The sequence below is a fragment of the Streptomyces tirandamycinicus genome, assembly GCF_003097515.1.
GTDB classification, from domain to species: domain Bacteria; phylum Actinomycetota; class Actinomycetes; order Streptomycetales; family Streptomycetaceae; genus Streptomyces; species Streptomyces tirandamycinicus.
Window position 1 is genome coordinate 6,444,627 of sequence record NZ_CP029188.1, and the last position, 12,995, is coordinate 6,457,621.

The window sequence follows — 12,995 nt, forward strand, 5'->3', positions numbered from 1 at the left end:
CCGGGCCCCGAGTGCGTCAGATCTCGTCCAGCCCCTCCTCCCGGCGGATCATCCGCCAGGCGGCCCTGCGCGCGCTGCGGTCGAGGTTGGACTTGAAGTCCCGGTCGGTGCCGAAGTACCGCTTGCCGAGGGTGTCGATGGTGGAGACGTGATCCATCATGTTCTCCTCGAACTTCTTGTCCCAGACGATGCCGAAGTTCGCCTCGTCGTTGACGAGGGCGGCGGCCCGGACCTTCGGGTCCTTCTTGGTGGCGTTGAAGGCCGGGAGGACGTCCTCCTCCGTGAACTCCGTGCCGAACTTGGCGTTGAACTTCTCGATCAGCTCGGACAGCAGTGACCTCTCGGCGTCCTTGGCGCCGCCGACTCCGTCGCCGAAGCCCTTGAGCTCGGCCGGACCCTCGGCGTTGAGGGATACGTCGTGCTCGCCGGTCTTCTCGACGCGCAGGTGGCTCAGATCCACCTCGCCAATGTCGACTCCGCCGTCGGCGAGGCGAGGGAGGCGGTTGAGCAGGTAGCGGCCGTAGAGGTACAGGCGCTCCAACTCGGCGTCCTGGTACGGCACGATCTGCGCGAGGAAGCCGTACTTGCGGACGTAGTCGTTGAGGTTGGCCCGGAACTCCTCGGCCGTCTCGACGTCGTCCTCCTCCTCGCTCTCCAAGAGGGCGGAGAAGCGGGTGACGGCGGGGGACAGGAGCCGGTACAGCTCGGCGTGCAGCTTCTCCCACTTGGACTGGGAGCCGCCCGCCTTCGCCTGTGCCTCGAAGTACGCGGACACGAACTCGTCCATGTCCGGCTCTGAGATGACCGGCACGGCCATGACGCGACTCTGGGCCGTGTAGAGGAGGTTCGGGTCGGAGGGCAGGGTGTGCGCCTCCTCGAAGTACGGGCGGAAGGCGTCCTGGATGTCCTCGGCCTCGTTGACGAAGTCCAGGACGGCGAGGTCGGCCTGGGACTTGCGTTCGGCGGTGCGGTTGAGGCGGGAGAGGGTCTGCACGGCGGCGATGCCGGTCAGGGTCTTGTTGACGTACATCGTCGTGAGGAGCGGCTGGTCGAAGCCGGTCTGGTACTTCTCGGCGACGACCAGGATCCGGTACTCCTGCTGCCCCTTGCCGCCGGCCTTCGCGGCCTTGTCGTCGGCGCGGGTGTAGCCGAACGCCTTCGGCAGCGCGCCCTCGGAGAGGCCGCCGTTCTCCTTGACCTCGGTGGTCTCCTCGCCGTCGATGGTGAGGGAGCCGGAGATCGCGACCAGGACGCCGAGATCCGGGTACTTGGTGTCGTACTCGACGTCGGCGATGTAGCTCCGGATGGCACGGGCCATCTGCACGGCGGAGTGGCGGGAGGCCGTGACCACCATCGCCTTGGCGCGTCCGCCGAGCCGGCCGCGGGTGTGGCGGACGAAGTGCTCGACGATCACCTGGGCGTGCTGGGACACCGTGTGCTCGTGCATGAGCGCGAACCGGGCGAGCAGACTGTTCGCCTTGGAGGGGTCGACCTCCTTCTCGTCACTGTTGAGGTTCGCGAGCTTCCAGTAGGTGTTGTACGTGACGTAGTTGCGCAGCGGGTCGAGGATGAAGCCTTCCTCGATGGCCTGGCGCATGGAGTACGTGTGGAAGGGGCGGTAGACCGTCTTGCCGTTCTCCACGCCTTCCGTGCCGAAGAGTTCGAGCGTCTTGGACTTGGGGGTGGCGGTGAAGGCGAAATAGGAGAGATTCGCGGCGCGGGAGCGCTCGATGGCCTTCGCCTTCAGCTTGTCGTCCACGGTGACCGTGGTCGCGCCCTCGTCGTCCGAGTCGGCGTCCAGGCCGAGGTCGCGCAGGGCGGACTTCACGGCGGTGGCGGCGTCGCCGGACTGGGAGGAGTGTGCCTCGTCGACGATGATCGCGAAGCGGGTGCCCTTGATCTCCGTGGGGTTGCGCTTGATGTAGTCGAGCAGGGCCGGGAACGAGTGCAGGGTGACCGTGACGATCTTCCCGGTGTCCCGGGAGAGGGCGCGGGCGAGCTGCTCGCTCTTCGCGCCGTGCTTCTCGTCGACCTTCACGACCAGGCCGTCCGTTTGCGAGAAGCTGCCGACCGTTTCCCGGAGTTGGGAGTCCAGGTTGCGGCGGTCCGTGATGACGATGACCTTGTCGAAGACGGGTTCGCCGGGCTTGATGCGATCGTGGGCGATGGCCTCGGGGTCGAGGACGCGCGGGTCGGTGCCGGCGTGCAGGTCGCTGAGGCGATGGGCCAGCCAGCCGATGGTGTTCGACTTGCCCGAGCCGGCGGAGGCCATGACCAGGTAGTTCTGGCCGGCACCGTGGGTGGCCGCGTGGGCGGTGAGCTTGCGGACCACGTCCCACTGGTGGAAGCGGGGGAAGATCGTCGACTTGGTGGTGCCGCCGCCGGGCGTCTTGTGCTTCTGCTGGTGCACGAAACGCTGGAGGAGGTCCAGCCAGTTGTCGCGCTGCCAGACCTGTTCCCAGAGGTAGCTGGTCGCGTACGTGCCGTGGGCCGTGGGCGCTGGGTTCCCAGCCCCGCCGGGCTGGCCAGGGCCGTTCGAGCCCGTGTTGAACGGCAGGAACCGGGTGCTCTTGCCGCGCAGTTGCGTGGTGACGAAGACCAGGTCCGGGTCGACGGCGAAGTTCGCGATCACGCGCCGTGCGAAGATCAGCTCGGTCGGGTCCCGGTCCGTCCGGTACTGCTCCTTGGCCTGCTCGACGCCCTGCCCGGTCAGCGGGTTCTTCAGCTCGGCCGCGGCGATGGGGATTCCGTTGAGGAACAGGGTGAGGTCGAGGCGGTGGCCCCAGTCGGCCTGCTTGGTGGCGTAGGGGAGTTCGCGGACGACGGTGAGGCGGTTGGCGCGGTAGCCGTCGAGGACGGAGTCGGCGGAGATGAGGTTGGGCTTGAAGTAGGCGACGCGGAGACGGACGCCTCGGTCCTTGACGCCGTTGCGGAGGACGTGGAGGAGGCCGTCATCGGCTATGGCCCGGTCGAGACGCTGGGCGAAACCGCGCTGGGCCTCGTTGGGGTTGCCGCCGTAGACGGTGAGCAGTTCGTTCCACTCGTCGGGTTGGGTCGCGCCGATGAAGGTGTAGAGCTCGTTGGTGTCGAGGCCGAGGTCGGGTCGGTAGTCCTCGGGGTTGGCCTCGCGCCAACCGCGCTCGCAGAGGGCGGCGACTACAGCCGACCCGAAGGAGGACTCGTCGTGCACGGGGCTCATACCGTGACTCCTTCGGTTACGTTGCGGCCGCTGGCGGTGGATACGTCGAACTGGCCTGTCACGGCGGCGGTGATGAGGGCTTGGCGGCGCTCAGCCAGCAGAGCGAGCATCTGATGTGCATGCCTTCTCAGCTCTCCTGATTTCTCTGTGAGTGCATCGATGTGCCGGAGAGCGTCGAGCTGACGGTCGTGTGCCATGTGGGGGACTAGCAGGTTCCCGTATTTCTCCGCGTTGACGTTCTGGATAGTGGCCTGGATTGCCCCTTCGTTGATCTGCTGCCAGTAGGCGGTGGTTTGGCAGAAGTGCCAGATGAGACGGGGCAGTATCAGCTGGCTGTTCAAGCGTGCGCGAATCAGGTAACCGGCATGGGCAGCTGGCCCGAATCGGAGGTCGTACAGGAACGCTTTGCCCGCGGTGGCCCCACTGCGCACTAGGAGGAGGTCGCCGTCGTCCAAGAGGTACTGCTGCGCCACCTCGGGAGGAAGCGACGCGAAGGTCTCATCGCGGAGAGTGCCGTCCTCCGCGATGTCGGTCGTGCGGATGTACCGGGGCCAGTCCCGGCGGTCGTGCTGCGCCGGTTCGTTCGCCCCGTAGGACGGAGGGGAGAGCAACAGATACTTGAGGCGGATTGATTTTTCTGCCACATGGGAGAGAACCTCCTCAATCGCGGCTTCCTCACGTTCCTTGAGGAGATCGATCAAATGCAGTTGAGATCTGACCAGTCGGTCGATGCGGGCAGTCTCGGTGTCGAGGTAGTCGGCGATGCGGCACTGCTCCTCCAGTGGGGGTGCAGGGAGTGGGAAGCGCTTGATGTCCCGTTGGAAGAGATGGGGCACGCCCATGCCGTCCTTAACGGAATTGATGTGGCCCTGGATGAAGCTGCTCTGGATCACGTAGCGAAGAAAGCGCGGCTCCATGTCAAAGCTTCGGAGCACGGCGATTGACCCGTTCACTGTGGCGGCACGCGGTAGCTGGCGAACGATATTCACGATGCCCAGGGTGTTGCCGTCTTTGGCTAGTAGAACGTCACCGACCTGAAGTTTCAGCTCGGGGGACTCGTTGTATCGGAACTCCGAGATGTAATTTACTCTCACAAAGTCGATCTCGGCGTTCTTGATGTTCGGTGTGGCCAAGAAGGCGTAGCCATCCGGTTGATACTCCGAAGCCGTCAGAGCCTTCCAGCCGATCCTGGCATTGACAGTCGCGATGCGGTCGAGGCGAGTCTCTGACCATCCCTCAGGAAGGGCGCGAATGGCGTCCGTCATTCCGTAACCTCCCCCAACAGCGCCTGAATCTCCGCCTCCAGCGCCTTCAACTCCGCGTCGATCTCCGCCAACGGCCGCGGCGGCTCGTACACATAGAAGTGCCGCGTAAACGGAATCTCGTACCCGATCTTTGTCTTGCTGTGGTCGATCCACGCATCCGGCACATGCGGGTGAACCTCCCGCTTCAGGTACTCCTCCACGTCCTCACCCAACGGCACGTTCTCGTAGTCCCGAAGCTCGGAGTCCGGCTCCGGCTGCCCCTTGACGAGCTGCACCTCGCCCTCCGGGTCCCGCAGGCCGATCGCGTCACGCAGCGCCTTGTTGAAGGGCGCCCCCGTGGGCCACGTCGACCCGGCCGCGACCACCGCGTCCTTGAGGGCGAGCCAGGCCTCCTGCTTCGTAGCCCAGCTCCTGACCTCCATCGACTCGAAGGCGTCGAACATGACCGAAGCCTGCGGAAGCTTCTGGATGACCTTGGACGCCTCCAGCGCCGCCAGCGTCTCCTCCGTCACCTCGAACCGCAGCTTCAGCGGACGCTCCACCGTGATCCGCTGGTACCCGAAGTCCTCGTTCCAGAAGACCTTCACCTTGCCGTGCAGCGGATGCTCCGCATCCCCCGCCGCGGCCAGCGCCTCCCCGTACAGCTTGACCACCGTCGCGATGTGGTCCTTGCCCAGCTCCTTGCGCTTGTCGCCGAGCGACTTGCGCATCTTCTGCCACTGGTCCCGCGCGTCCAGCAGCACGACCTTGCCCTTGTGGTCGGGGCTCTTCCGGTTGGTCAGGATCCAGAAGTACGTCGAGATGCCGGTGTTGTAGAAGAGCTGGTCCGGCAGGGCGACGATGCCCTCCAGCCAGTCGTTCTCCAGGATCCAGCGGCGGATCTCCGACTCGCCCGACCCGGCCGCGCCGGTGAACAGCGGCGATCCGTTGAAGACGATCGCGATGCGCGAGCCGCCTCCGCCGTTCACGTCGACCGGCTTCATCTTGTCGATCATGTGCTGGAGGAACAGCAGAGAGCCGTCGTTGATGCGCGGCAGCCCCGCCCCGAAGCGGCCGGCCTCGCCCAGCGACTTGTGCTCGTGCTCGACCTCCTCCTTGACCTTCTTCCACTCCACGCCGAACGGCGGGTTGGCCAGCATGTAGTCGAAGGTCTTGCGGGCGTGCCCGTCGTCGGAGAAGGAGTTGCCGAAGGCGATGTTCTCCGGGTCCTGGCCCTTGATCATGAGGTCGGACCGGCAGATCGCCCACGACTCGGGGTTGAGCTCCTGCCCGTACACCTCCACCGTGGCGTCCTCGTTGAACTCGGTGATGAGGTCGTCCATCGCGGAGAGCATGCCGCCCGTGCCGCAGGCCGGGTCGAGGACCGTGCGCACCGTACCGGGGAGCTGGAGCGCGTCGCCGTCCGGGGCGACCAGCAGCCGCACCATCAGCTGGATGACCTCGCGGGGCGTGAAGTGCTCACCGGCCGTCTCGTTCGACTGCTCCGCGAAGCGGCGGATGAGTTCCTCGAAGATGTAGCCCATGTTGTGGTTGGGCACGACCTCGGGACGCAGGTCCAGGTCCGTGAACTTGCCGATGACCTTGTAGAGCAGGTCGGCGTCGTCCAGTCGCTTGATCTGCTGAGCGAACTCGAAGCGTTCCAGCACGCCCCGCGCGTTGTCCGAGAACGCCCCCACGTACACATGAAGGTTCTTCGCGGCGTTCTGCGGGTCCGCGGCGATCTTCTTCAGGGTCAGGCGCGACCGGTTGTAGAAGGAGTGGCCTGACGCCCGCCGCAGGAAGCGGTCCGGGTCGATGTCGCTGTCCTTGTGCTGCTCCGCGATCTCCGCGGCCTTCTCGCGCGTCGGCTCCAGCACGCACTCCAGGCGCCGCAGCACGGTGAACGGCAGGATGACCTTGCCGTAGTCGGACTGCTTGTAGTCCCCCCGCAGGAGGTCGGCGACGGACCACGCGTGGTTCGCCAACTCCGTGTGCTTGCTGCTGTTCAACTGGATCCCCGGATTCCTTCCGAAATGTCCCAACCCCACCGACCGAGCCGAGCCGAGTCCATCGGCTGACAAGGACGGTCCGACAAGTGTGGTCTATGCGTGAAGCCCTGCGTGCCTAATGGGGCGAATCGTCACCCGCGCCGCGTACCTCCGCGACTTCCTTGGACGGCAGCAACTGGCCCCCCGTGAGTCCGCCCGCCAGCAGCCGTGCCGTCTCCTCCGCCAGCCCCGTCGCCCGCCGCGCCTCCGCCCGGAGCTCATGCACATGTCGGAACGCCTCCCCGTACCGCCGCTGCTCCTCCAGCGGCAGCAGCGGCACGCGCAGCCGGCCAGGGCTGACCGTCAGGACCGTACTGCCCGTCGACGCGCCCGCGATGTTCTTCTCCGCGCCCAGGAACCCGGCGAGGAACCAGGCGTCCAGGCGTGCCGGGTCCGGCCGGAACAGGTGGACGTGGGTGCCAAGCAGGGCGCCGGCGTCCTCCTCGCCCGCGACCCGCGTCATAGGACCGTCCCCGCTCGCGACCGCCCGTACGAGGACGTCCCCGGCGGCGATCACGGGTGCCGTGTCACCGCGCAGCTCCGCCGGGTCGCCCGTGGGAGCCGATCCGCGCGCGATGTCCGAGCCGGTGAGCACCGCACCAGCCCCCGGCTGCTCACCGCTCCCGCTCCCACTCCCGCTTCCGGTCCCGCCTTCCGCGCGCCCCCGCGCCCCCTCCGGCACCGTCCGCAGCAGCGTCAGCGCCCCGCCCCGCGCGAGGTCGGAAGCCGTCGCCGTCCGCCACTCCCGCGCCGAGCCGGCGCCCGCCGCACTCCAGCCCTCGTGACCGGCCGTCCGGGCGAGGGACTTCGCGGCCCCGACCAGGCTCCGGCGAGTGGCGTCGACCTCCGCCGACAGTTGCGCCGGATCGACCTCGGCCCGTGACGCCCGTACGAGTCGTGCCGGGGTCAGGTCCACCACGTCGTCCAGCAGGTCCACCACGTCCGCCGCGTGCGCGACACCGGGTTCGCCCTCGAACGCGTCCGGGCTCTCCGTGAACGCCCGCCACACTCCGAGGACTCGCGCCGTCATGCCCGGCCAGTCCACGGACGCGGACCGGCCCGCACCCCGCGTACGGGCGGCGGGCACCGCCGTACCCCCACGCCCGACCACCGATGCCGCCGCCGTAGCCGACGACGTCTCCGCCGCCGCGTCCACGAACAGCACCGACTTGCGCTCCGGCCCCCCCGGCTCGGGCCGCTGCAGCACCCACACCTGCAGACCGACGTGCAACGGCACCGACGCGCCGACCGGCAGCGCGATCACCGCCCGCAGTGCCCCACTGCGCACCAGCTCCGCCCGTACGCGACGCCCCGACGCCCGCCCGGCCGTGGCCGGCGGCAGCAGCAGGGCCGCGTAGCCGCCGGGTGTCAGATGGGCCAGCGCGTGTTGCACCCATGCCAGTTCGGACTCGGCGCGCGCCGGTACGCCGTACGCCCAGCGGGGGTCGTACGCCAACTCGTCGTGGCCCCAGTCGCGGATGGCGTACGGCGGATTGCACAGCACCGCGTCCACGACGAGGTCGGGGAAGGCGTCCGCGCGGAGGCTGTCGGCGGCGCGCACGGTGACCGAGGCCTCCGGGGCCGTCAGCATCAGGCTCACGGCGCTGCGCCGGGCCTGCACGGGCAGGTTGTCCTGGCCGTACAGCTCGCGCGCGCCCCGGCGGGCAACCGCCGCCAGCAGGCTGCCGCTGCCGCAGGCCGGGTCGAGGACGCGGGCCGGTGCGCCGGGGATCAGGCGGGCGAGCAGGTCCGCGAGCGGAGCGGGGGTCTGGTACGCGCCGGACGCGGCGCTGTCCTCCAGCTCCCGTTCCGCGAGCACGGCCAGCGCGGCCTGCCCGCCCTCGTCGCGTACACACGCGTACAGCGCGCGCAGCACGGCCGCGTCGCCCGCCTGGAAGCGGACGGGATCCGCGGCCGGTACGGCGTCGGCCGCCGACGCCGCGTCGCGCTCCGCGTGGGCGGCGAGATCCGCGTCCGGCAACCGCGTGGCGGCCGTCAGCTCCGCCGGCGAGCGCGCCGCCGTCGCGAGGACGAGGAGCAGCAGGTCCGCAGGCGTACCGCCGCCGCTCTGCGCGTGCAGGCGGAGCGTCGTGCGGAGTTCCTCCGCCGGGGTCGCGGCCGAGGCGTGACCGCGTGAGGCGAGCCAGGCGCGCACGGCCTCCAGGTCGTACAGCGGACTGCTCTCCGTGCCGCCGGACGGCGCGGGGAAGTCCTCGTGCCGACGACGCCAGTTGCTGACCGTGGCGCGCGTGACCCCCGCGATGCGGGAGATCTCGGCGGCGGTCACCTGCGCGAATGGCTGGGGCATGGCGGGGGTCCTGAGCCTCTCTGGAGTGAACAGTCAACAACCTACAGCACTCGTCAAATCCGTCAATGTGTTTGACGATGCTTTCATGGGCATGCTTCTCTTGTGATGCTTGCGGATGGAGGCCGCTCGCTTCCGTAAGTGCTTGTGCCGCCCGTCAGAGAACTCAGGGGATTCCCATGCGCCTGACCATGCCGACCGCCGTCGTCGAAGGAACCCAGCTCACCGTGGCGCCGTTCCGCGCCGACGCCGTCGTGGGCACGATGTCCGTGCCGACGCTCGTCCAGCTCGTGCCCTCGCCCCGCGCCGAGGAGGACCCGCGCAAGCTGAAAGCCGCCTCCGGTCTGGTGCGCCGGCACGCCGAGCTGCGGGCGACCGTGCAGCGCACGCTGAAGTCCTCACAGAAGGGCAAGAACGTCGGCCCGTACGCCGAGTACATCGCCGCCGGTCTCAAGGGCGAGCTCGGCGCCGCCTGGTCCACGCCGCCGGTCACCCTGTGGCACGCCGGACCGCTGGCCGCGCTCAGCGACGAACTCGTCCCCGGCAGCGGCCTGCGCACCCTCACCATCGCGCCGGGCACGATGGTCATCGCCATCGACGGCGAGACCCAGACCACCGCCTGGCACGACCTCTACGACGACCCCGAGGCGTACGGTCTGACGTACCCCGAACTCGCTCAGGTGCGCCTGCCGTTCGAGCTGTACATCGACCTCGCCCCCGCCGACGCGCGGCAGATCTTCTACGACCGCAACGTGCAGGGCGTGGCCGTGGCCAAGAACCTCGCCATGTCCATGGACCAGCGCGACTTCGGCACCCGACTCGCGCACCTGGTGGCCGACTCGGTGCGGGTCGACGCGGACGGGCAGCACGTGCCCTTCGCGCGGCTCGTGAACGTCAGCAAGCGGCAGGTGTCCGCGAGCGACCGCGAGGTCGTCACCCTCTCCGCGCTGCGGGCCCTCGTCGTCACCACGCTCTATGGGAGGGGCGGCCTCCAGCGGTCCGCCGAGTCGGTGCACGAGGACGAACTGCCCGCGGGATACCGGGCCGAGCAGGTGGAGGAGGCCCTCGTGCCGATCCTCGGACAGCTGATCGCCCGTCACGCCCGCGACTTCACGGACCGCGGCGCCATCACCGCGCCCGCCGTCCTCGCCGGTATCGGCATCGCCGTCCACCACACCATGCCGTGGGCGGACCCGGCCTCCGCCTTCCGCACCGACGACCTGGTCCGTCTTCTCGACGACATCCGCTGGGAGCGGGAGGCGAAGTACTGGGACGGAGTCGCCGCCAAGACCGGCACCTCCGGACGCCTCAACTTCAGTGGCGGCGTCAAGGACTCCGGCAGCCGGGTCGCCGAGGCGATCCTCTACCCGGCGACCGAGGCGGGCCGGAAGATTCGCGGCCGCTGAGGGGCGGCGCACGCCCACGGCATCGCACACCCTCGAAGGCCGCCCACCATGCGGCGGTCGGCTCTTTCACTCAACCCGCATCGCGTACCGGATTCGGAGCACATCCATGACCTTCCAGCAGCCTTCTCCTCCGCCCGACCACGGCACGCCCGGCCCCTTCGGCCTCGGCGTACCCACCGTTCCCGGACAGCCCGCACCTGGCCGCAGACGCTGGCTGAAGTACGGAGCGGTCGCCCTGGTTTCCCTGTTCATCGGAGCCGGCATCGGCAACAGCAGCGGCTCGGCGGAGACGGGCAAGGAAGCCGCAGGCGACGAGGCCGGACCCCGGCCGACTGTCACCGTGACCGAGACGGCCAAGGCGGCCGACCCCGAGCCCGCTCCCACCGTCACGGAGACGGTGACCGCCAAGCCGAAGAAGACGAAGGCACCCGGACCCGCAACCAGCTTCTCCGGCGAGGGCGAGTACCTGGTCGGCGAGGACATCAAGGCCGGCACCTACAAGACAGCCGGGCCGGACAGTGAGTTCGGCTGCTACTGGGAGCGAGCCAAGGACGCCAGCGGCGAGTTCGGCTCCATCATCGCCAACAACAACCTGGCCGGGCCGGGTCGTGTGACGCTCAACAGGGGTGAGTACTTCAAGACCAACGGGTGCCAGGAGTGGAAGCAGATGGGCTGAGCAGCTTTCGCGCTGGGATTCCGCACAGACGGGAGCCGGATGCTCTCGAGCGTTGTTTCCGCCGGTGACGGTTGCCGTTTCGCTACGAACTCGGCGATTGCCTGCTTTACGATCGGGGCGATCACCGTGACGGGACCGTTTTCGGGGAGGGAACCGGACGAGCACGGGAAGGGGGAGGACTGCGTCGATGACGACGGAACCGACTGTCTCGGCAGATCTGGAGGAGCTGAGGCGTGCCGAACTGGAGAGGCGGGAGCAGCGGCGCCAGGCCCGCGAGGACGGCGCCCTCGCCCCACTGCGCGCTCGGCGCCGCATCGCCGAGAGCGAGGACCAGACCGGGTTCAACGCTGTACCCGAAGCTGACGAACCCGCTCGGCGTCCGGTTCAACTGCCGCCCCGAATAACGCAGGCTCTGCAACGGGTGGTTGACGAGGCGGGAGAGCACCCGGCACTTCTCGACCGGATGCTGGTCCGAGCATCTGGTGCCGACGACCCGCTGAAGTCGGTGGCTGCCGACGCCGTCGAATTGCTGGGCAGGACACCGCCGCTGCCTGCTGTCGGGCACCTCGTCGAACTGGCCGCCGGTGGTCTACCCGTCCTCACGGAGGAGGAGCGTCTGCGTGCCGAGGCACTGCGCTCCGGCCGCCTGCCCGCGCCCGATACGGAACCGGATGTCGTCGACGCATGGCAGCTGCATGTGGAGGCTGCCGAAGCGCAGGGACGCGCCGTACTGTCGACCGACGCCTGGCAACGGCTCGTGGAGCGCCTGCCGCTCTCCGTTGTGGACGACCTGATCGACCGAGGTGCTCTCCGGCGGAAGGTGACACCGCACACCTGGCCGGAACAGAGCGACCGCGTGAGGTACGTGACGGCCCGACTGCTACAAGGCGAACTCGATGACGCCGCCGTCGAAGCCTTCGTCTTCGACTGGGGCGGTGGGACGATCGACGTCACCATCCTCGAGCACTACGACGGCGTCTTCGACGAGATGGCGTCGCGCGGCATCACCGCGCTCGGCGGCCTTGAGTTCGACGAGGCACTCGTGAAGCAGGTCCTCGCCAAGCTCGGCAGCCCCCCGGACAGACTGACCCGACTGGAGGCACGACGCTGGAGACGCCACGTCGAGCTGACGAAGATCGTGCTGTCACAGCCCGGCACGGATCAGGTGCTCTTCGAGCCACTCGGCGGCACGACTCCCGTAGTCATCCACCGGGAGGAGTTCGAGGAGGCGGTCGAACCGCTGGTGCGCCGGGCGCTCGCACCGCTGGACGAATGTCTTCAGGATGTGGGTCTGTCCGCCGATGACCTGGACGCCGTACTGATGATCGGCGGTACTGCGCAGATCCCGCTGGTACGACGGGAAGTCGAGCGAGTCCTCGGCAAAGCGGTCGTCGACGCCCGACTGTGCAAGCCGATGACGGCGGTCGCGAGAGGAGCCGCCATCACGGCGGCGGAGATCGACGGTCTCGTCCCCGAGACGACCATCTCGGTGGCCACGAGTCACGACCTCGGACTGTCCTTCGAAGCGGGGGGACGACGCGGCTTCGCCACACTGATCCCGCGCTGTTCGATCCTCCCGGCACGTGGTACGCGCAGTGCCATGCCCGCGGTCCGCGGCGCACCAAGGTCGTCCTGGAGATCGTCGAGGGTGACGGGAAGCGTAAGGCGGACGACGAACGAACCTTCCCCCTCGCGCGACTCGAACTTCCGGTGCTGCAACCGGGCGCTGACCCTTCGAGCAACGTGTTCGACGTCGACTATCACTACGACCGCAGCGGCATCCTCAAGGTGCACGCCAAGGCACGGCACACCGGTGCCGTGATTCTCGACGAGGAACTGGACTGCTTCGGTCCTGACGGCACTCCCATCGCCCAAGGGCTCGACCGCGAACTCGAGCGACTGCTCAGACGCATGATCGAACCGGCTGTGATATGGCGGGGAATGCGCGAAGGGGTGATGGCCGCGGCAGCGGAAGAGGCCGCGTACTGGACGGGCGAGCACGCCGATCTTTCACCACGTGCCCCCTATGTGCCAGTTCGGCTCGTGGAAGCAGAACGCCGTCACGCCTGTCCGTGTCCGTCTGACGCCCACGAGATCTCTACTAGAGGTCCGTAACC

8 protein-coding genes are annotated in these 12,995 nt (G+C 68.3%); 4 read left to right on the forward strand and 4 right to left on the reverse strand.

The features are described 5' to 3' along the window. Positions 1–16 precede the first annotated feature (16 nt). The 4 genes from DDW44_RS28045 to DDW44_RS28060 form a co-directional block, all read right to left on the reverse strand. Entirely contained in the window at positions 17–3,199 is a 3,183-nt protein-coding gene (locus DDW44_RS28045) for a type I restriction endonuclease subunit R (protein ID WP_108908213.1), read from the reverse strand. Continuing rightward, positions 3,196–4,464 (reverse strand): restriction endonuclease subunit S, encoded by a 1,269-nt coding sequence (locus DDW44_RS28050; RefSeq protein ID WP_108908214.1) that lies wholly within the window; start codon positions 4,462–4,464, stop codon positions 3,196–3,198. Before DDW44_RS28050 ends, DDW44_RS28045 begins: the two co-directional genes overlap by 4 nt. Continuing rightward, complete coding sequence (locus tag DDW44_RS28055) at positions 4,461–6,452, reverse strand: type I restriction-modification system subunit M (RefSeq protein WP_108908215.1); 1,992 nt, start codon at positions 6,450–6,452, stop codon at positions 4,461–4,463. The genes DDW44_RS28050 and DDW44_RS28055 overlap by 4 nt, the downstream gene beginning before the upstream one ends. Before the next feature lie 115 nt (positions 6,453–6,567). Continuing rightward, on the reverse strand, positions 6,568–8,799 hold the full coding sequence (locus DDW44_RS28060) for an N-6 DNA methylase (RefSeq protein ID WP_208648018.1): 2,232 nt from the start codon (positions 8,797–8,799) through the stop codon (positions 6,568–6,570). A 176-nt stretch (positions 8,800–8,975) separates the two neighbouring features. On the opposite strand from DDW44_RS28060, the gene DDW44_RS28065 reads away from it, so the two are divergent. The 4 genes from DDW44_RS28065 (at position 8,976) to DDW44_RS31835 (ending at position 12,993) form a co-directional block, all read left to right on the forward strand. Further along, positions 8,976–10,202: a DNA sulfur modification protein DndB gene (locus DDW44_RS28065; RefSeq protein WP_108908216.1), complete on the forward strand. Its 1,227-nt coding sequence runs from the start codon at positions 8,976–8,978 to the stop codon at positions 10,200–10,202. A gap of 106 nt (positions 10,203–10,308) precedes the next feature. Beyond that, the gene (locus tag DDW44_RS28070) at positions 10,309–10,878 is read left to right on the forward strand and encodes an Rv1352/Rv1906c domain-containing protein (RefSeq protein ID WP_244224131.1); all 570 of its coding nucleotides are present in this window, start codon (positions 10,309–10,311) and stop codon (positions 10,876–10,878) included. A gap of 187 nt (positions 10,879–11,065) precedes the next feature. Further along, the gene (locus tag DDW44_RS28075; RefSeq protein WP_108908217.1) at positions 11,066–12,700 is read left to right on the forward strand and encodes an Hsp70 family protein; all 1,635 of its coding nucleotides are present in this window, start codon (positions 11,066–11,068) and stop codon (positions 12,698–12,700) included. Beyond that, the gene (locus DDW44_RS31835) at positions 12,622–12,993 is read left to right on the forward strand and encodes a hypothetical protein (protein WP_146207063.1); all 372 of its coding nucleotides are present in this window, start codon (positions 12,622–12,624) and stop codon (positions 12,991–12,993) included. The genes DDW44_RS28075 and DDW44_RS31835 overlap by 79 nt, the downstream gene beginning before the upstream one ends. Positions 12,994–12,995: the final 2 nt, after the last annotated feature.